At 53.0% G+C, this 18,692-nt stretch carries 17 protein-coding genes; 13 read left to right on the forward strand and 4 right to left on the reverse strand.

Annotated elements, in window-relative coordinates:
• Positions 1-216: 216 nt before the first annotated feature.
• Positions 217-1,521, reverse strand: coding sequence for a trigger factor (tig, locus tag OMR58_RS16775; protein ID WP_105590798.1), 1,305 nt, complete (start codon positions 1,519-1,521; stop codon positions 217-219).
• Between the two features lie 339 nt (positions 1,522-1,860).
• A complete protein-coding gene (bolA, locus tag OMR58_RS16780) occupies positions 1,861-2,175 on the reverse strand; it encodes a transcriptional regulator BolA (protein WP_105590797.1) in 315 nt (104 codons plus the stop codon).
• A gap of 288 nt (positions 2,176-2,463) precedes the next feature.
• Here bolA and OMR58_RS16785 point away from each other — a divergent pair, with 288 nt between their 5' ends.
• The 8 genes from OMR58_RS16785 to OMR58_RS16820 all read left to right on the forward strand — a co-directional run bounded on the left by OMR58_RS16785 (position 2,464) and on the right by OMR58_RS16820 (position 11,370).
• A complete protein-coding gene (locus OMR58_RS16785; protein ID WP_105590796.1) occupies positions 2,464-3,042 on the forward strand; it encodes a lipoprotein in 579 nt (192 codons plus the stop codon).
• Positions 3,043-3,087: 45 nt separating this feature from the next.
• Positions 3,088-4,572, forward strand: coding sequence for a muropeptide MFS transporter AmpG (ampG, locus tag OMR58_RS16790; protein ID WP_264546459.1), 1,485 nt, complete (start codon positions 3,088-3,090; stop codon positions 4,570-4,572).
• Positions 4,573-5,105: 533 nt separating this feature from the next.
• The gene (cyoA, locus tag OMR58_RS16795) at positions 5,106-6,035 is read left to right on the forward strand and encodes a cytochrome o ubiquinol oxidase subunit II (protein WP_105590794.1); all 930 of its coding nucleotides are present in this window, start codon (positions 5,106-5,108) and stop codon (positions 6,033-6,035) included.
• A gap of 4 nt (positions 6,036-6,039) precedes the next feature.
• Positions 6,040-8,031, forward strand: a complete 1,992-nt coding sequence (gene cyoB / locus OMR58_RS16800; RefSeq protein WP_200560027.1) for a cytochrome o ubiquinol oxidase subunit I — start codon at positions 6,040-6,042, stop codon at positions 8,029-8,031.
• Positions 8,021-8,641: a cytochrome o ubiquinol oxidase subunit III gene (locus OMR58_RS16805; RefSeq protein WP_105590792.1), complete on the forward strand. Its 621-nt coding sequence runs from the start codon at positions 8,021-8,023 to the stop codon at positions 8,639-8,641. Before cyoB ends, OMR58_RS16805 begins: the two co-directional genes overlap by 11 nt.
• Positions 8,641-8,973, forward strand: a complete 333-nt coding sequence (locus tag OMR58_RS16810; RefSeq protein WP_105590791.1) for a cytochrome o ubiquinol oxidase subunit IV — start codon at positions 8,641-8,643, stop codon at positions 8,971-8,973. Before OMR58_RS16805 ends, OMR58_RS16810 begins: the two co-directional genes overlap by 1 nt.
• Positions 8,974-8,986: 13 nt before the next feature.
• Positions 8,987-9,874, forward strand: a complete 888-nt coding sequence (cyoE, locus tag OMR58_RS16815) for a heme o synthase (protein WP_123335681.1) — start codon at positions 8,987-8,989, stop codon at positions 9,872-9,874.
• Positions 9,875-10,002: 128 nt separating this feature from the next.
• Positions 10,003-11,370, forward strand: a complete 1,368-nt coding sequence (locus OMR58_RS16820) for an MFS transporter (protein ID WP_264546460.1) — start codon at positions 10,003-10,005, stop codon at positions 11,368-11,370.
• 212 nt (positions 11,371-11,582) lie between these two features.
• Here the strand turns inward: OMR58_RS16820 and OMR58_RS16825 are convergent, their stop codons facing one another.
• Positions 11,583-12,074, reverse strand: a complete 492-nt coding sequence (locus tag OMR58_RS16825; protein ID WP_105590788.1) for a YajQ family cyclic di-GMP-binding protein — start codon at positions 12,072-12,074, stop codon at positions 11,583-11,585.
• Between the two features lie 138 nt (positions 12,075-12,212).
• Here OMR58_RS16825 and panE point away from each other — a divergent pair, with 138 nt between their 5' ends.
• Both panE and yajL read left to right on the forward strand, forming a co-directional pair.
• Entirely contained in the window at positions 12,213-13,133 is a 921-nt protein-coding gene (gene panE / locus OMR58_RS16830; RefSeq protein WP_105590787.1) for a 2-dehydropantoate 2-reductase, read from the forward strand.
• Positions 13,087-13,683 carry a protein deglycase YajL gene (yajL, locus tag OMR58_RS16835; protein WP_200560029.1) on the forward strand — a complete coding sequence of 199 codons (597 nt, stop codon included), beginning with the start codon at positions 13,087-13,089 and terminating at the stop codon, positions 13,681-13,683. Before panE ends, yajL begins: the two co-directional genes overlap by 47 nt.
• A gap of 191 nt (positions 13,684-13,874) precedes the next feature.
• Here yajL and thiI read toward each other — a convergent pair whose 3' ends face one another.
• Complete coding sequence (gene thiI / locus OMR58_RS16840) at positions 13,875-15,323, reverse strand: tRNA uracil 4-sulfurtransferase ThiI (protein WP_264546461.1); 1,449 nt, start codon at positions 15,321-15,323, stop codon at positions 13,875-13,877.
• 299 nt (positions 15,324-15,622) lie between these two features.
• Here thiI and xseB point away from each other — a divergent pair, with 299 nt between their 5' ends.
• The 3 genes from xseB to dxs are packed head-to-tail and all read left to right on the forward strand — an operon-like array spanning position 15,623 to position 18,646.
• Positions 15,623-15,865 carry an exodeoxyribonuclease VII small subunit gene (gene xseB / locus OMR58_RS16845; protein ID WP_105590784.1) on the forward strand — a complete coding sequence of 81 codons (243 nt, stop codon included), beginning with the start codon at positions 15,623-15,625 and terminating at the stop codon, positions 15,863-15,865.
• Positions 15,865-16,764: a (2E,6E)-farnesyl diphosphate synthase gene (gene ispA, locus OMR58_RS16850; protein ID WP_200560031.1), complete on the forward strand. Its 900-nt coding sequence runs from the start codon at positions 15,865-15,867 to the stop codon at positions 16,762-16,764. Before xseB ends, ispA begins: the two co-directional genes overlap by 1 nt.
• Before the next feature lie 16 nt (positions 16,765-16,780).
• Positions 16,781-18,646, forward strand: coding sequence for a 1-deoxy-D-xylulose-5-phosphate synthase (gene dxs, locus OMR58_RS16855; RefSeq protein WP_200560032.1), 1,866 nt, complete (start codon positions 16,781-16,783; stop codon positions 18,644-18,646).
• Positions 18,647-18,692 lie beyond the last annotated feature (46 nt).

Genomic DNA, 18,692 nt, shown 5'->3' on the forward strand with positions numbered 1-18,692 from the left:
ACTCGTATGCCAGTGATAACAATCTGGGGATATTGCCCCGCTATTTCAAGCATAACAACGTTTTTATCAACTGCTAACCAGGAATATTGGCTCAGGCGACAATTTGCGGAATAAATAGACAAATTGTCAGCAAAAGCAGTCGATTCCAGTTCATTAAATAGCAAAAGCCCGCAGCCAATGGCTGCGGGCTTTCGTTGAACAACCAGTAAAGTTAAATCAGGCCTGAGCGGTCTGGTTCATCAGTTCCTGGAAGTTAGTGGCTTTCTCAGTCACTTTCGCTTTTTCCAGCACGGCTTCAACAGCCTGCTCTTCCAGCGCAACGTTACGCATATTGTTCATCAGCTCGGTGTTTTTGCTGTAGAACTCAATAACTTCTGATGGATCTTCGTAAGCAGAAGCCATTTCTTCGATCAGCGCTTTAACGCGGTCTTCGTCAGCTTTCAGCTCGTGGGTACGAATCACTTCACCCAGCAGCAGACCAACCACTACGCGGCGTTTTGCCTGCTCTTCGAACAGTTCACGAGGCAGTTCCAGAGCCTGCTTCTCGTTACCGCCAAAGCGCTGTGCAGCCTGACGCTTCAGCACGTCGATTTCGCCGTCGATCAGAGCAGCAGGAACGTCGATGTCGTTAGCCGCAACCAGGCCGTCGATAGCCTGAGACTTCACGCGGTTACGCACGGCGCCTTTCAGTTCACGCTGCATGTTCTTACGTACTTCGGTACGCAGACCAGCCAGAGAACCATCAGCCACGCCGAAACGCTTGATGAACTCTTCGGTAAATTCTGGCAGCTCACGCTCTTCAACTTTCTTCAGCACGATTTCAAACTTCGCTGCTTTACCTTTCAGGTTTTCAGCGTGGTAATCTTCCGGGAAGTTAACGTCGATAGTGAAGGTTTCACCGGCTTTATGGCCAACAACGCCTTCTTCGAAGCCTGGGATCATACGACCCTGGCCCATTGCCAGTACGAAATCAGATGCTTTGCCGCCTTCGAACTCTTCGCCGTCCACAGAACCGGTGAAATCGATGGTTGCGCGATCTTCCGCGCCAGCAGCTGCGTCGGTTTCTTTCCAGGTCGCCTGCTGCTTACGCAGGGTATCCAGCATGGCATCAACGTCTTCGTCAGTGACTTCTACAACCGGTTTTTCAACTTCGATTGCTTCCAGCCCCTGCAGCTCAACTTCCGGATACACTTCAAACTCAGCAGAGAAAGTGAAGTCTTCACCGATTTTGTATTCGCCCGGTACGTAGTTTGGTGCACCAGCCGGATTGATTTTTTCTTTGATGATCGCATCAACAAAGTTGCGCTGCATCAAATCGCCCAGCACGTCCTGACGAACGGAGGCACCGTAACGCTGTGCAACGACGGTCATCGGCACTTTACCTTTACGGAAACCGTCGATACGTACTTTCTTAGCTACGCTAACCAGTTCGTTTTTAACTGCAGTTTCGATCACGTCTTTAGGAACGGTAATCGTTACGCGACGGCCCAGGCCCTGAGTTGTTTCTACTGAAGCTTGCATCTTATTACCTCAAAAAATCACGTGCTCGGTCAACTTCAGATGCACCCTGCTACGGTGGAAACACCGATAACTGAATGAATCTAAGAACCGGGACGGCTTCTGATGCCAGAACCGCATTCCCTGTTAACAGAAGCGTCCCGAAGACATTCTGTGAAAAAATAGACGCCGCATTATAGCGGCAACGTCTAAGCGAGTCGAGGCTGCACACTCCCCCGACGCACGCTACTTTTTACATTTTTGCGATGAAACCGCAAGAATTTGATGAGTGCTGCGGTTTTTTAGCCGCTATGAACGAAAAAACGGCCCAGAGGCCGTTTGGTATTGAAGGGTGATAAACCGTTATGCCAGCGTTCCGGCACCCCGACAGTTAGGCGAGGCGGGCACGGTATCCTGCAGGCTTTCCCACTCTTTGACCGTGTAGCTGTGCAACGCCAGTGCATGGACGCTTCCTGCCAGTTCATCAGCCAGCACCCCGTAAATCGCACGGTGCCGTACCAGGAAACGCTGGTCGATAAAACTGTCACTGACGATCACCACCTTGAAGTGACTTTCCGCCCCCGCAGGGACGTTGTGACGATAGCTTTCGTCATGGACCTCAAGGTGCACCGGTGAAAATGCCGTACGTAACTTTTCTTCTATTTGTTCACGGATCATAACCGAACTCCTCTCCAGCAGAGAACTGCGCCCCATCTCTTTAAATGTTAGTCGTTTTTTATGCAAACCCGATGCACTTTAACGAAATTTTCAAATCAGCCAACATTTTTACTTATCGGGCGTGAAACGCTCAGGCCTGATTGCAGTCCAAGCCTCAAGCGTTCAGTCGTCCGAAAATACGACAACGCGATGAATTTACGCGCTATCGGGGCTTCCCCTGACTTCAGGCGATGTTATGATGGCCGGAGTTTTTTCAGCAATACAACTCACGTTACCGAGAAAATAAGCATGTTAAAAAAATTACTGTTCCCCCTGCTGGCCATGTTTATGCTGGCTGGCTGTGCGACAAGCAGCAACACGCTTGATATTTCACCTAAAATTAAGCTGCCCCAGCAGGACCCAGGCCTGATGGGCGTAACCATCAGTATCAACGGAGCCGATCAGCGCACCGACCAGGCACTGGCAAAAGTGAACCGTGACGGTCAGCTGATCACACTGACTCCTTCACGCGATCTGCGCTTCCTGCTGCAGGAAAGCCTGGAGAAACAGATGACCGCCCGTGGCTATATGGTTGGTCCAAGCGGTGCAGTCGACCTGCAAATCGTGGTGAACAATCTTTATGCCGACGTGACTCAGGGCAACGTCCGCTACAGCATTACCACCAAGGCCGATATTTCGATTATTGCTACCGCTAAAAACGGCAATAAACAGGTGAAAAACTATCGCCAGGTCTACAGCGTGGAAGGTGCTTTCAACGCCAGCAACGAAAAAATTACCAATGCGGTTAACGCAACACTGGGTGACGTGATTGCCGATATGGCTCAGGACACGTCGGTCAGCGAGTTCATCAAGCAAAACTCTCGTTAATCATTGCAGGCCCGCCGGGATAGCGGGCCTGACTTTAAGGTCCGTATGCCCAATCACTATTTACAGATTTTCACCCGGCGCAACTCCGCCCTCCTTTTATTACTTGGTTTCGCATCCGGCCTTCCCCTGGCATTAACCTCCGGCACTCTGCAGGCGTGGATGGCGGTTGAAAATGTCGATATCAAAACTATCGGTTTCTTCTCACTGGTCGGCCAGGCTTACGTGTTTAAGTTTCTCTGGTCACCGCTGATGGATCGCTATACGCCGCCATTTCTTGGCCGTCGACGCGGCTGGCTACTGATTACCCAATTGCTGCTTATCGTCGGCATTGCCATGATGGGCTTTTTACAGCCTTCACGCGATCTGACATTGCTGGCAGCGCTGGCGGTGCTGATCGCTTTCTGTTCCGCCTCGCAGGATATTGTTTTTGATGCGTGGAAAACCGATGTACTGAGCGCGGCCGAACGCGGTAACGGTGCCGCCATCAGCGTGCTGGGTTACCGACTGGCGATGCTGGTTTCCGGCGGCCTGGCGCTCTGGCTGGCCGACCGTTACCTCGGCTGGCAGGCCATCTGGTGGCTGATGGCGCTGATGATGGTGCCCGGTGTGATTGCCACCCTCCTGGCAAAGGAACCGGACAGCTCGATTGATGTGCCGCGAAATCTGGAACAGGCGGTCGTTGCTCCGCTGCGCGATTTCTTTAATCGCAACAATGCGTGGCTGATTCTGTCACTGATTGTGCTCTACAAGCTGGGCGATGCCTTTGCGGCCAGCCTGACCACCATTTTTCTGATCCGCGGCGTGGGCTTTGACGCGGGCGATGTCGGCCTGATCAATAAAACGCTGGGATTGATAGCGACCATTGTTGGTGCGCTGGTCGGCGGAGTACTGATGCAGCGTCTGAGCCTGTTCCGCGCGTTGATGCTGTTCGGCATCCTGCAGGCCGTTTCCAATCTGGGTTACTGGATTCTGTCGGTGACGGATAAACACCTTTACAGCATGGCGGCGGCGGTAACCGTGGAAAACCTCTGTGGCGGAATGGGCACGGCGGCATTTGTCGCACTACTGATGACGCTATGCAACCGCTCGTTTTCAGCAACCCAGTTCGCTCTGCTCTCTGCCCTGTCTGCCGTTGGGCGAGTGTATGTTGGGCCGGTTGCTGGCTGGTTTGTTGATGGCTGGGGCTGGCCGACCTTTTACGCTTTCTCGGTCGTTGCAGCGCTTCCCGGGCTGCTCCTGTTAGCGGGCTGCCGATCAACGCTTGAATACGCGCAGAAACATCCAGACTTTCCACCGCGCACTGCATTTCCCAATGCATACCGCTGGGCCCTGCGCAGTTTGGTGCTCGGATCGCTACTGTTGATTCTCTGGCTGATCGCCCTGGCACTAAATGCATCGGATTTAACCGTGCCTGATGTTATTGTTTCCGGACTGTTAAAAACAGCTGTTTCACTGATGTTGGCAGGCATTGGGGCAGGAACGTTACTCGATTTTTTGGCAGGCCGAAAATTGTCTTTCAGTGCCGATTAAATCGTCGTTTAAGCTGATAAATTTGATTTGTTAAGGAAATTATTTCCATAACAATTTAATAACAATAATCCAGGCAATTGTAACACCTGCCTGGATTATTTTTACCTGGCAGATTTTGGCTACAACTGCCAGTTGAATAAAAATAAAATTTTTTGGCTTTTTGAGGGGGATTAGAAAAGTTTTACACGCAAAATATTTTTAAATGAAGAGTATTAAAACCCGGTGCGTAATTAGTTTTATGCCGTTTATTATCACACAATTGATAAGGACTTGTTAAATAATTGGATCAATAACCGTCTGGTTATAGCGTCTGGATTTTGACCCGACTTTTTTTCATAGAATTTTGTTATATTGCCTCCAACCCATTGCTGCCATTAATATTTTGTCACCGCCAGCAACATATGTGACAGCCTTGGCAAAAGGTGTCAACACCTCGCTGACACAACCTGTTGCAGGTTTACAGTACTGAAACCTTCCCGTAAAATGCCGCCACACTTAAACGACAATAGAGCCCTTGTCATTGAGGTCGTTAAATGAGACTCAGTAAATACAATAAAAGTTTGGGGATTTTGTCATTAATCGCAGGCACCATTTTGTTAAGTGGTTGTGATAGTGCACTGTTAAATCCCAAAGGACAGATTGCAATGGAGCAACGTTCGCTGATACTGACGGCTTTCGGCCTGATGTTGATCGTCGTTATCCCGGCAGTCTTAATGGCCGTGGTGTTCGCCTGGAAATATCGGGCATCAAACACCAATGCGAAATACAGCCCAAACTGGTCACACTCTAACAAAGTTGAAGCCGTTGTCTGGACTGTGCCAATCTTAATCATTGTTTTCCTTGGTATTCTGACGTGGAAATCTACCCACGCGCTGGAGCCAAGCAAGCCGCTGGTTTCCGATCAGAAGCCTGTTGAGATTGAGGTTGTTTCGCTTGACTGGAAATGGCTGTTCATTTACCCGGAACAGGGTATTGCAACCGTCAACCAGATTGCGTTCCCCGCTAATCGCCCAGTTAACTTCAAGATCACGTCTAACTCAGTGATGAACTCCTTCTTTATTCCTACTCTTGGTAGCCAGATCTACTCAATGGCCGGAATGCAGACGAAGCTTCACCTGATTGCGAACGAACCTGGCACCTTTAACGGTATCTCCTCGAACTTCAGTGGTCGTGGTTTCTCTGGTATGAAGTTTAAAGCGATTGCCACTCCTGACGAAGCAACCTTCGAGCAGTGGGTAGCAAAAGCGAAAGAGTCAACCTCTACACTCGCGACTATGGATGATTTTAATAAGCTGGCAGCGCCTAGCGAAAATCACCCTGTTGAATTCTTCTCAAGTGTGAAACCTGGTCTGTTCTTAGATGTTATCAATCAGTTCCAGATGAACCACGGCGGAAGTATGGACATGTCATCGCATGAAGGTATGGATATGAGCCATTCCGCTCACGCGGGAGCCGAGGAATAATACAATGTTAGGTAAATTAACACTGGATGCAGTGCCCCTCCACGAGCCGATTATCGTTGTTACGGTAGCAGCCATCATTCTTGGTGGCCTGGCGCTTGTGGCTGCAATCACTTACTTCGGTAAGTGGAAGTATCTTTGGAGCGAGTGGCTGACCTCTGTCGACCACAAAAAACTCGGTATCATGTACATCATCCTGGCCTTCGTCATGCTGCTGCGTGGCTTTGCCGATGCGGTCATGATGCGTAGCCAGCAGGTGCTTGCCTCTGCAGGTGAAGCAGGATTCCTGCCACCGCACCACTACGACCAGATCTTCACCGCCCACGGCGTGATCATGATCTTCTTCGTAGCGATGCCGTTTGTTGTTGGTCTGATGAACATTGCTGTTCCTCTACAGATCGGCGCACGCGACGTGGCCTTCCCGTTCCTGAACAACCTGAGCTTCTGGTTCACCGTTGTCGGTGTGGTTCTGGTTAACCTGTCACTGGGCGTGGGCGAATTTGCTCAGACCGGCTGGCTGGCTTATCCACCACTTTCCGGTGCGGAGTACAGTCCGGGGGTCGGGGTTGACTACTGGATATGGAGTCTGCAGTTATCCGGTATTGGTACGACATTAACAGGTATTAACTTCTTCGTTACTATCCTGAAAATGCGTGCGCCTGGCATGACTATGTTCAAAATGCCGGTGTTCACCTGGGCTTCACTGTGTACTAACGTATTGATCATCGCTGCGTTCCCGGTTCTGACCGTGACCTTAGCGCTGCTGACGCTTGACCGCTATCTTGGTTTCCACTTCTTTACCAATGATATGGGCGGCAACATGATGATGTACGTCAACCTGATTTGGGTTTGGGGTCATCCGGAAGTATACATCCTGGTTCTGCCAGTATTTGGTGTGTTCTCCGAAATCGTTGCAACCTTCTCTAAAAAGCGTCTGTTTGGTTATACCTCTCTGGTGTGGGCAACGGTAGTTATTACCATCCTGTCCTTCATCGTTTGGCTGCACCACTTCTTCACCATGGGTGCGGGTGCGAACGTTAACGCCTTCTTCGGTATTATGACGATGATCATCGCCATCCCGACCGGTGTTAAAATCTTCAACTGGCTGTTCACTATGTATCAGGGTCGCATTCAGATGCACTCTGCGATGCTGTGGACCGTTGGCTTCCTGGTCACCTTCTCTGTAGGTGGTATGACCGGGGTTCTGCTGGCCGTGCCGGGCGCTGACTTCGTTCTGCACAACAGTCTGTTCCTGATTGCTCACTTCCATAACGTTATTATCGGTGGTGTAGTATTCGGTTGCTTCGCAGGTGTGACCTACTGGTTCCCTAAAGCATTCGGCTTCACGCTGAATGAAAAATGGGGTATCCGTGCGTTCTGGTTCTGGATTATCGGCTTCTTTGTTGCCTTTATGCCACTGTACGCACTGGGCTTCATGGGTATGACCCGCCGTATCAGCCAGGACATCGATCCTCAGTTCCACCCGCTGCTGGTTGTGGCTGCATTCGGTGCTGCACTGATTGCCTGTGGTGTTATCTGCCAGCTGACTCAGTTCTACGTTTCCGTTCGCGACCGTGAACAGAACCGTGACCTGACCGGTGACCCATGGGGTGCACGTACTCTGGAGTGGGCAACCTCTTCACCACCGCCGTTCTATAACTTTGCTGTTGTTCCTCACGTTCACGAGCGCGATGCGTTCTGGGAAATGAAGGAAAAAGGTGAAGCGTATAAACAGCCGACGCACTATGAAGAAATTCATATGCCGAAAAACAGCGGCGCCGGTATCATCATTGCTCTGTTCGCTACCATCTTCGGTTTTGCAGCAATCTGGCACATCTGGTGGCTGTTGGGCCTGTCTTTCCTGGGCATGATTGTTTCCTGGATTGTGAAGAGCTTTGACGAAGACGTGGATTACTACGTTCCTGTTGCCGAGATCGAAAAAATCGAGAATCAGCACTTTGACGAAATTAGCAAAGCAGGTCTGAAAAATGTCAACTGAAACTCTGACTAAACATCACCACGACGACGCCCATGGGGACCATGGGCATCACGATGCAGGAGCCAATAAGATCTTTGGCTTCTGGATCTACCTGATGAGTGACTGCATCATCTTCGCAACCCTGTTTGCGACGTATGGTGTGATGGTTAACAACACCGCCGGTGGCCCGGCAGGCAAAGATATCTTTGAGCTGCCGTTCGTACTGGTTGAAACCGCCCTGCTTCTGTTGAGCTCCATTACCTACGGTTTTGCAGTTATCAACATGAACAAAGGCCAGAAAGGTGCCGTACTCGGTTGGTTGTTCATGACCTTCCTGTTCGGTCTGGGCTTCATCGGGATGGAAATCTATGAATTCCATCACCTGATCAAAGAGGGCTTCGGTCCGGATCGTAGTGGCTTCCTCTCCGCGTTCTTCACGCTGGTTGGTACCCACGGTCTGCACGTGACCTCTGGCCTGATCTGGATGCTGGTGCTGATGTTCCAGGTTTCCAAGCGTGGCCTGAACGATACTAACCGCGCGCGTATTATGTGCCTGAGCCTGTTCTGGCACTTCCTGGATGTGGTTTGGATCTGCGTATTCACCATTGTTTATCTGATGGGGGCCATGTAATGAGTCATTCTGTAAACGAACATGGCGGCGCGTCACACGGTAGCGTGAAGTCATATATGATCGGCTTTATCCTGTCGATCATTCTGACCGGTATCCCGTTCTGGATGGTTATGGACGGCGGTGCTTCTAAAGCGGTTACGCTGACGGTGGTTCTGGTGTGTGCGGTTGTTCAGCTGCTGGTTCACCTGGTGTACTTCCTGCACCTGGACAGCAAGTCCGAGGGCGGCTGGAATATGGTTGCTATCGTCTTCGCGGCGATCATCATCCTGATTGTTGTTGTCGGCTCTCTCTGGATCATGTGGAACCTCAACTACAACATGATGACCCACTAACAGAGCTACTGTGATGATTAAGCGATACCTGCAAGTAACAAAACCAGGGATTATTTTCGGGAATTTAATTTCTGTTATCGGGGGATTCCTGCTGGCTTCTAAAGGCAGCATCGATTACTCCCTGTTTCTCTTCACCCTTGTCGGCGTTTCGCTGGTGGTGGCATCGGGTTGTGTTTATAACAACTACATTGACCGCGACATCGACAAAAAGATGGAGAGAACCAAGAATCGGGTGATGGTCAAAGGCCTCATCTCTCCGAAACTGAGCCTGGTTTATGCGACCGTTTTAGGTATTGCTGGCTTTGCGATGCTGTATTTCGGAGCAAATCCGCTGGCCATGTGGCTGGCGGTGATGGGTTTCGTGGTTTATGTCGGCGTTTACAGCCTGTACATGAAGCGCAACTCCGTCTACGGCACCCTGATTGGCAGCCTCTCTGGCGCAGCACCTCCGGTGATCGGCTACTGTGCGGTTTCCAATCAGTTTGACGCCGGTGCGTTGATCCTGCTGGCTATCTTTAGCCTGTGGCAGATGCCGCATTCCTATGCGATTGCTATCTTCCGCTTTAAAGATTACCAGGCAGCCAACATTCCGGTTCTGCCGGTGGTGAAAGGCATTTCGGTCGCGAAAAATCATATTACGCTGTATATCCTGGCGTTTATGATTGCCACGCTGATGCTGACGCTGGGTGGTTATGCCGGATATAAATATCTGGTGGTGGCCGCAGCGGTTAGCGTCTGGTGGCTGGGGATGGCACTGTCAGGTTACAAAACCTCAAACGACCGAGTTTGGGCACGTAAACTGTTCGTGTTTTCAATCGTTGCTATCACCGCGCTGAGCGTGATGATGTCTGTCGATTTTATGACCCCCGCTTCTAAAGATCTGCTGACTTACGTCCGGTAAGCAAAGCTGCATCACGATAAAGGGCGCGATTTCGCGCCCTTTCTTTTTGTTACGACTTCTTCGCAAGTAATGTTGTACCCGCCCTCCCCTCGCACATAAACTATGCGCACTAAATGTATGAGGTAGTAATGAACGATAATAAAATGACCCCGGTCGAGCTTCGTGCTACCTGGGGCCTGGGGACGGTTTTTTCCCTGCGTATGCTGGGCATGTTTATGGTGTTACCGGTCCTCACCACTTATGGCATGGCTTTACAGGGAGCCAGCGAAGCATTGATCGGGCTGGCCATCGGCATTTACGGTTTAGCCCAGGCCGTATTCCAGATCCCCTTTGGTCTGCTTTCCGATCGTATTGGCCGCAAACCGCTTATTGTCGGCGGACTGATTATTTTTGTTCTTGGTAGCGTGATTGCCGCATTAACCACCTCAATTTGGGGGGTAATCCTTGGCCGAGCACTACAGGGCTCCGGTGCGATAGCCGCAGCGGTAATGGCGCTGCTCTCCGATTTAACGCGCGAGCAGAACCGCACCAAAGCGATGGCGTTTATCGGCATAAGCTTTGGTATTACCTTCGCTATCGCCATGGTGCTGGGGCCGATCGTGACCAATGCGTTTGGCCTGCACGCGTTGTTCTGGATGATCGCCGTGCTGGCAACGGCAGGCATTGTTATTACCCTGCTGGTGGTGCCTTCCGCCTCCAGTCACGTACTCAACCGCGAGTCGGGCATGGTGAAAGGCAGCTTCCGCGATGTGCTGGCAAACAGCCGCCTGGTGAAACTGAATTTCGGCATTCTCTGCCTGCACATTTTGCTGATGTCGAGCTTTGTCGCGCTGCCGGGCCAGTTTGAACGCGCGGGCTTACCGGCCGCCGAACACTGGAAAGTGTACCTGGTGACGATGCTTATCGCCTTCGTCAGCGTGGTGCCCTTTATTATTTACGCCGAAGTGAAGCGCCGTATGAAGCGCGTGTTTATCTTCTGCGTGGCGCTGATGCTGGTGGCAGAAGTCGTCCTCTGGCTGGCTGGTGGACATTTCTGGACGCTGGTTATCGGCGTGCAGCTGTTCTTTGTCGGCTTTAATCTGATGGAAGCCATTCTGCCCTCGCTGGTCAGCAAAGAGTCTCCTCCCGGCTTCAAAGGAACCGCTATGGGGCTTTATTCAACCAGCCAGTTTATCGGTGTGGCGATCGGTGGCAGCATGGGGGGATGGGTGTTCGGTCACTTCGATGCGCAGAGCGTGTTTGTGGTGGGTGCCGTCATCGCCGCAGTCTGGCTGCTGGTCAGCACCACCATGCAGGAACCGCCTTACGTCAGCAGCCTGCGGATAACGCTGGAAGCCTGTACTCTAGATAAAAATGCTCTGGAGCAGAAGCTGAAAACCGAGCCTGGCGTAACGGCCGTGTTTATCGTGCCGGAAGAGCAGAGTGCCTACGTCAAAATCGACAGTAAGGTCACCAGCCGCGCTACGCTGGAAAAGCTGATTGCTTCAGCGGCGTAAACCGTTTCTAAATACAGCAAATGCAACGCCCTGCCGTGGTCGGTGTAACGCTTCAGACTCATACGCCACTACAAGGCCCATTCGCGCCGAAATGAATATGTGCCAGCTGGCCCCTGAACAGGGGCCAGCCAGTCAACCTCATATCACCTGCACCTCAGCACTCGGGCCTTACATCACGGTCCGAAACGCCAAACGGAGAGGCGATGTGAGGATTAGTCGCGGAAGTTTTTGAACTGGAATGGCTGGCCCAGTTCGCCCTTACGCACCAGCGCCATTGCACCCTGCAGGTCATCGCGTGACTTACCGGTAACGCGCACTTCATCGCCCTGAATCTGGGTCTGTACTTTCAGCTTGCTGTCTTTGATCAGCTTAACCAGCTTCTTCGCTACGTCGCTCTCAATGCCTTTTTTCATTTTGGCATCGACGCTCCAGTTTTTACCGCTGTGCTCAATCTCTTCGGGCACGTCCAGCGCCGCATTTTCAATGCCGCGCTTCAGCAGTTTTTCACGCAGGATATCCAGCAGCTGTTTCACCTGGAAATCTGACTCGCTGGCAACCTTGATGGATTCGTTTTTTTCGTTCAGCTCGAAGCTGGCCTGGACGTTACGGAAATCAAAGCGGGTGGCGATTTCGCGGTTGGCGTTTTCAACGGCATTGCGTACTTCCTGCATGTCAATTTCGGAAACGATATCGAAAGATGGCATGATCTATTCTCCTGAGACTAAAGTGACAGGCATAATACCTGCTTGCCACGGGTAAATAAAACTGCGGACGCTGAAAGCTATAATAATCAACAGATGCGCGGGTAAACTGTTTAACTCACCCCGCCGCGGGGAGGAACAATGAAAATTACCGTACTTGGATGCGGAGCTTTAGGGCAGATCTGGCTTGCTGCTCTTGAACAACAGGGGCATGAAGTTCAGGGCTGGTTAAGGGTTCCACAACCCTACTGCTCGGTAAACGTGATTGATTTACACGGCTCCCCGATCAATAAAACGCTGATCGCTAACGATCCGACCTTTCTCGCGAAAAGCGATCTGCTGCTGGTCACGCTCAAAGCCTGGCAGGTATCTGAGGCCGTGAAGAACCTGCAGTTTATCCTGCCGGAAAACTGTCCGGTGCTGCTGCTGCACAACGGCATGGGCACTCTTGATGAGCTGAAAACGCTGCGTCAGCCATTGCTGCGCGGCGTTACGACGCATGCGGCCAGGCATGATGGCACAGTGATCGTCCACGTTGCCTCCGGGATCACGCATGTCGGACCCATTTCTCCTGCTGCGGAGGCAATGAGCGAGCTCGCGGAAACGCTACACGCCGCACTACCTGATGTCGCCTGGCACAACAATGTCGCCTCTGCGGCCTGGCAGAAGCTGGCGGTGAACTGCGTGATTAACCCACTCACCGTATTTTACGACTGCACCAACGGCGAGCTGGTGGAGCACCGTGAGGAAATTGACGCGCTCAGCAATGAAGTGGCCGCCGTCATGGAACGAGAAGGCCAGCATATCTCGCGCGAATGGCTGATCGACTACGTGATGGATGTGATCCGCAGCACGGCGGGCAATACCTCTTCCATGCTGCAGGATATCCGTGCACAGCGCCGTACGGAAATTGACTATATCAACGGCTACGTGATCCGTCGTGCCCGCGCTCAGGGCCTGGTAACGCCGGAGAACAGCCGTCTTTTTGAATTTATTAAGCGTAAGGAACAAGATTATGACCGCGAACGCATCGGTGCTGGTTTGCCTGGCACCTGGGAGTGAAGAAACCGAAGCCGTTACCACCATCGATCTACTGGTGCGCGCGGGCATTCGCGTCGTCACCGCGAGCGTGGCCGAAAATGGCGATCGTGAAATTGTCTGTTCACGCGGAGTGCGACTGCTGGCGGATGCCCCGCTGGTGCAGGTGGCCGACGACGAGTTCGATGCCATCGTCCTGCCGGGCGGCTTGAAGGGTGCCGAGTGTTTTCGCGACAGCCCGCTGCTGGTCGAGACCGTGCGGCAGTTTCACCTTTCCGGCCGCATCGTGGCCGCTATGTGCGCCACCCCGGGCACCGTACTGATCCCACACGACCTGTTCCCGGTGGGGAATATGACCGGCTTCCCGGGGCTGAAAGATACCATTCCCGAAGGTAAGTGGATGGATCGCCGCGTAGTCTGGGATCGTCGCGTGAATCTGCTGACCAGCCAGGCGCCGGGTACCACCATTGATTTCGCCCTCAAGCTGATTGATTTACTGGTGGGTAAAGACAAAGCGCGTGAGGTTGGCGAGCAGATGGTACTGGCGGCGGGAATTTACGACTATAAAGAATAATCAGCGCCAGTTGATGACGACTCGCTGAGTGACTGACGATACGACTGGAAAAGTACACTCATCAAGCGTTAACAACGCTAACGAGCGTGATTTATTTCAGCGCGGATATCCGGGCTTCTTCTTAGAAATCTGGCTATCCGCAACTGGAGTGATGGGGAATGGCAACAGCGAGTGTGCTGCCATTCCGTATGTTAAGGGCGATAAATCTTAACGTTGGTAAAGCCCTGCTCGTGCAGATACAGCGCCTGCAAACGGCTCATCACGCCGCGCTCGCAGTACAGCAGCCAGGTTTTCGACTGGTCGAGATCGCCAAACTGAGTACCCAGCTTGTAAAACGGCAGGGATTTCACTTCAACGCCGTCAACCTCAAGCGGACGGGCATCCTGTTCGTCGTTGGAGCGAATATCCAGCACCGCGTCATTCGCACTAAATGACGCCACGGTTTCCACTTCCACCACTTCTTCCTGAGTTTTCTCAGCGATCTGGCGGATATCGACGTTGGTCGCCTCTTCCACCATACGGTCGAGGATGCTGAAATCGAAGTTCTGCTCTTCCGCTTCAATTTTCGCCTTCACGGCTTTCACCGTCGGGCTTTTCGAGATCACACCACAGTACTCCGGCATGGTGCGGGCAAAGTCTTCCGTCCCGATTTCACGCGCCAGATTAATGATGTGCTCTTTATCGTGTGAAATCAGCGGACGCAGGATCAGGGTATCGCTGGCGTTATCAATTAAGCGCAGGTTGGTGAGAGTCTGGCTGGAAACCTGCCCCAGCGCTTCACCGGTGACCAGCGCCTGCACGCCGTAGCGTTCGGCCACTTTCGACGCCGCACGCACCATCATGCGCTTCAGCACCACGCCCATCTGGCCATCATCCACTTTTTCCAGGATCTCACCGACCACCGGCTCAAAGTTAATAGCAACAAAGCGAACGCGATGCGAGCTGCCGTAGCGCTTCCACAGATAGTGGGCCACCTGCCGTACGCCAATCTCATGAGCGGCACCGCCCAGATTGAAGAAGCAGTAGTGAACGCGGCAGCCGCGGCGCATCAGCATGTAGCTGGAAACGCCGGAGTCAAACCCACCGGAGATCAGCGACAGCACATCCTCCTGCGTTCCGATCGGGAAGCCACCGATACCTTCAAAACGGCCGGTTACCAGCAGCAGGCGGTCACCCTCAATTTCCAGGTTGACCGTCACGTCCGGGTGATTCAACTGCACGCGGGCGGAAGCCACATGCTGGTTCAGGCCGCCGCCAACGTAGCGCTCAACGTCCTGTGAGCTGAACTCATGCTTGCCGCGACGCTTGACGCGTACACAGAAGGATTTCCCTTCGATACGCTCGCGGGTCAGTTCAAGCGTCTGTTCGAAGATGTTGTGTACATCGGTGTAAGGACGGTCTTCAACTTCCAGAATATGGTGGATACCTGGAATACGCGTCAGCTCACCGATAATCGTTGGCCGCTGGCTCTCATCGCGCGCGCGTACTTCGATATGGTCCCAGTGGCGCACCACGGCAAGGTTTTCATCGTAGTGTTTAAGTACGTTGCGAATGTTTCCGGTAAGGATTTTGATAAAACGCAGGCGCACGGACTGGCTTTTAATGGTGATTTCTGGGAATAACTTAATGATAAACTTCATGGTGGCATGGGTTCGCTAGGCAATTAAGTGCTGAAACGAAAGGCACTTAGCTGGTAAAATCAGGGTCTTGCAAAATGGCTCATGGCCTTTGCATTCAGGCGCAGCAGTATATCATCATTTGCCCGATGGGTGCTTATTCATCTGCTGCCGGTCTGCCGCTCACCCGTAAGATTGTTCTGTACCAGTGCACATATCACGTCATTGTCAGTGGAAAGATGACGGGTATATTTTGCGAATCATTTCGAGTCGGATACCATAAGTCATTATCCGCTGACAGAGATAACAAGCCAGGATCAAACATGCCGAAAAAATCCGAACAGCCTGCCAGTTTTGAAAGCTCACTGCAGCAGCTGGAACAGATCGTCACCCGCCTTGAAAGCGGCAACCTTCCGCTGGAAGAGGCGCTGAGCGAGTTCGAGCGCGGCGTGCAGCTGGCGCGTACCGGGCAGCAAACGCTACAGCAGGCCGAACAGCGGGTGCAGATCCTTTTGAATGACGATAAAAACGCCGATCTGACGCCTTTTACTCCGGAAAACGACTGATGGATTTCATCGCATTACAGCATGCGCATTATCAGCGCGTGAATGCCGCATTGCAGCGTTATGTTGCCGAGCTACCTTTTCAGAGCACTCCGCTAGTAAATGCCATAGAATATGGCGCATTATTAGGAGGGAAAAGGCTGCGTCCTTTTCTGGTTTATGCCACCGGTCAGATGCTGCACGCCGATGACAGCGCTCTGGATGCGCCTGCGGCGGCCGTTGAATGCATTCATGCCTATTCCCTGATTCACGACGATTTACCTGCCATGGATGACGACAGCCTGCGCCGTGGGCAGCCAACCTGCCATATTAAATTCGGTGAAGACACAGCCATTCTGGCAGGCGATGCCCTGCAAACGCTGGCCTTCTCGATTCTGGCCGATGCCCCGATGCCCGGCGTTGAGGCTGAATTCCGTATTGCCATGCTTTCCGAACTGGCGCAGGCCAGCGGTGTTGCGGGAATGTGCGGCGGCCAGGCACTGGATTTAGCGGCAGAAGGCAAGCAGGTTGATTTAACCGCACTCGAACAGATTCACCGCCATAAAACCGGCGCGCTGATCCGTTCTGCCGTGCGCCTTGGCGCGCTGGCCGCAGGGGAAAGAGGCCGTAACGCCTTGCCTGCACTCGATCGTTACGCCAGTGCTATTGGGCTGGCATTCCAGGTTCAGGACGATATTCTGGATGTGATAGGTGATACCGCCGTGCTCGGCAAACAGCAAGGAGCCGATCAGCAACTGGGCAAAAGCACTTACCCGGCGCTGCTGGGGCTGGAGGGAGCACGGACAAAAGCATGGGATCTCTATCAGGAGTCTCTCAGCGCATTAGAAACGCTGGCCGCACAATCCTATAATACCACCCCGTTGCGGGCGCTGGCCGGCTTCATAATTGAACGCGATAAATAGCCATAATGAGTCACTGATGAGTTTTGAACCTGGAAAATACCCGACGCTGGCGCTGGCAGAAACGGTGCAAGAATTACGTTTGCTACCGAAAGAGAGCCTGCCAAAACTCTGTGATGAGCTGCGCCAGTATCTGCTCGACAGCGTGAGCCGCTCCAGCGGCCACTTTGCTTCGGGGCTGGGCGTTGTAGAGCTGACCGTTGCGTTGCACTACGTCTACAACACGCCATTCGATCATCTCGTATGGGACGTTGGCCATCAGGCCTATCCGCATAAAATCCTTACCGGGCGCCGCGATCGCATCGGGACAATCCGCCAAAAAAACGGACTGCATCCGTTCCCGTGGCGTGATGAAAGTGAATACGACGTGCTGAACGTCGGTCACTCCTCAACCTCTATCAGCGCCGGGCTGGGCATGGCCGTTGCCGCCGGTAAAGAAGGCAAGGATCGCCGTACCGCCTGCATTATTGGCGACGGTGCGATCACGGCCGGTATGGCGTTTGAAGCGATGAACCATGCCGGTGATATCAAAGCCGACCTGCTGGTGATCCTCAACGACAACGAAATGTCGATTTCTGAAAACGTGGGCGCGCTGAATAACCGCCTGGCACAGCTGCTCTCCGGCAAAACCTACGCACGTCTGCGTGAAGGCGGTAAAAAAGTACTAACCGGCCTGCCGCCGATTAAAGAACTGGTCAAGCGCACCGAAGAACACCTGAAAGGCATGGTGGTTCCCGGCACGCTGTTCGAAGAGCTGGGCTTTAACTACATCGGCCCGGTAGACGGCCACGACGTGCTGGCGCTGGTGCAGACCTTGCGCAATATGCGCGCGCTGAAAGGACCGCAGTTCCTGCACATTATGACCAAAAAGGGCAAAGGCTACGCCCCGGCCGAGCAGGACCCGATTACCTGGCACGCGGTGCCGAAGTTCGACCCGGCAAGCGGTCTGTTGCCAAAAAGCGCCGAAGGATTGCCCTCCTATTCAAAAATCTTCGGCCAGTGGCTGTGTGAAACCGCAGCTCAGGATGAAAAACTGATGGCGGTGACGCCGGCGATGCGTGAAGGCTCGGGCATGGTGACGTTCTCACGCGAATACCCGAAACAGTATTTCGACGTTGCCATTGCCGAACAGCACGCGGTGACCTTCGCCGCCGGTCTCGCTATTGGCGGCTTCAAGCCGATCGTGGCGATCTACTCGACGTTCCTTCAGCGCGCTTACGATCAGCTGATTCATGATGTGGCTATTCAGAAACTCCCGGTGCTGTTTGCTATCGACCGCGGTGGCATTGTGGGTGCAGACGGCCAGACGCATCAGGGCGCTTTCGATATCGCTTTCATGCGCTGCATCCCGAACCTGGTGATCATGACGCCGAGCGATGAGAACGAGTGCCGCCAGATGCTCTATACCGGCTATCACTATCAGGACGGCCCGAGCGCGGTACGCTACCCGCGCGGCACCGGAACCGGTGCCACTATCGAGCCACTGGCTTCGCTGCCGCTGGGCAAAGGTGTCGTTAAGCGCCAGGGCGAGAAGCTGGCGATCCTCAACTTCGGTACTCTGTTACCGGAAGCGGCCGCTGCTGCAGAAGCTCTGAATGCCACGCTGGTGGATATGCGCTTTGTTAAACCGCTGGATGAGGCGCTGATTCTGGAGCTGGCTGCGAGTCACGATGCGCTGATTACGCTGGAAGAAGGCGCGATTAAAGGCGGCGCTGGCAGCGGTGTGAATGAACTGCTGATGGCGAAGCGCAAACCGGTTCCGGTGCTTAACCTTGGCCTGCCGGACGTGTTTATTCCGCAGGGCACTCAGGAAGAGATCCGCACCGACTTCCAGCTGGATGCCTCAGGGATTCAGCAGCAAATTGCCGGATGGCTGCAGCAGTAAACATCCTGTGCTCCCCCGCCCTTCGGGGGAGCTCCTCACCTGCTAT

Origin of the sequence: Erwinia sp. INIA01 (assembly GCF_025947915.1) — a bacterium.
In the GTDB taxonomy this organism is placed as follows: Bacteria; Pseudomonadota; Gammaproteobacteria; order Enterobacterales; family Enterobacteriaceae; genus Erwinia; species Erwinia coffeiphila.

What these genes read in the sequence shown, in the direction of transcription:
- panE (WP_105590787.1), top strand. Translation starts at nt 12,213, where the DNA reads ATGAAAATTACCGTACTTGGATGCGGAGCTTTAGGGCAGATCTGGCTT.
- bolA (WP_105590797.1), bottom strand. Translation starts at nt 2,175, where the DNA reads ATGATCCGTGAACAAATAGAAGAAAAGTTACGTACGGCATTTTCACCG.
- cyoE (WP_123335681.1), top strand. Translation starts at nt 8,987, where the DNA reads ATGATTAAGCGATACCTGCAAGTAACAAAACCAGGGATTATTTTCGGG.
- OMR58_RS16810 (WP_105590791.1), top strand. Translation starts at nt 8,641, where the DNA reads ATGAGTCATTCTGTAAACGAACATGGCGGCGCGTCACACGGTAGCGTG.
- yajL (WP_200560029.1), top strand. Translation starts at nt 13,087, where the DNA reads ATGACCGCGAACGCATCGGTGCTGGTTTGCCTGGCACCTGGGAGTGAA.
- ispA (WP_200560031.1), top strand. Translation starts at nt 15,865, where the DNA reads ATGGATTTCATCGCATTACAGCATGCGCATTATCAGCGCGTGAATGCC.
- ampG (WP_264546459.1), top strand. Translation starts at nt 3,088, where the DNA reads ATGCCCAATCACTATTTACAGATTTTCACCCGGCGCAACTCCGCCCTC.
- thiI (WP_264546461.1), bottom strand. Translation starts at nt 15,323, where the DNA reads ATGAAGTTTATCATTAAGTTATTCCCAGAAATCACCATTAAAAGCCAG.
- OMR58_RS16825 (WP_105590788.1), bottom strand. Translation starts at nt 12,074, where the DNA reads ATGCCATCTTTCGATATCGTTTCCGAAATTGACATGCAGGAAGTACGC.
- OMR58_RS16805 (WP_105590792.1), top strand. Translation starts at nt 8,021, where the DNA reads ATGTCAACTGAAACTCTGACTAAACATCACCACGACGACGCCCATGGG.
- cyoA (WP_105590794.1), top strand. Translation starts at nt 5,106, where the DNA reads ATGAGACTCAGTAAATACAATAAAAGTTTGGGGATTTTGTCATTAATC.
- dxs (WP_200560032.1), top strand. Translation starts at nt 16,781, where the DNA reads ATGAGTTTTGAACCTGGAAAATACCCGACGCTGGCGCTGGCAGAAACG.
- cyoB (WP_200560027.1), top strand. Translation starts at nt 6,040, where the DNA reads ATGTTAGGTAAATTAACACTGGATGCAGTGCCCCTCCACGAGCCGATT.
- xseB (WP_105590784.1), top strand. Translation starts at nt 15,623, where the DNA reads ATGCCGAAAAAATCCGAACAGCCTGCCAGTTTTGAAAGCTCACTGCAG.
- OMR58_RS16820 (WP_264546460.1), top strand. Translation starts at nt 10,003, where the DNA reads ATGAACGATAATAAAATGACCCCGGTCGAGCTTCGTGCTACCTGGGGC.
- OMR58_RS16785 (WP_105590796.1), top strand. Translation starts at nt 2,464, where the DNA reads ATGTTAAAAAAATTACTGTTCCCCCTGCTGGCCATGTTTATGCTGGCT.
- tig (WP_105590798.1), bottom strand. Translation starts at nt 1,521, where the DNA reads ATGCAAGCTTCAGTAGAAACAACTCAGGGCCTGGGCCGTCGCGTAACG.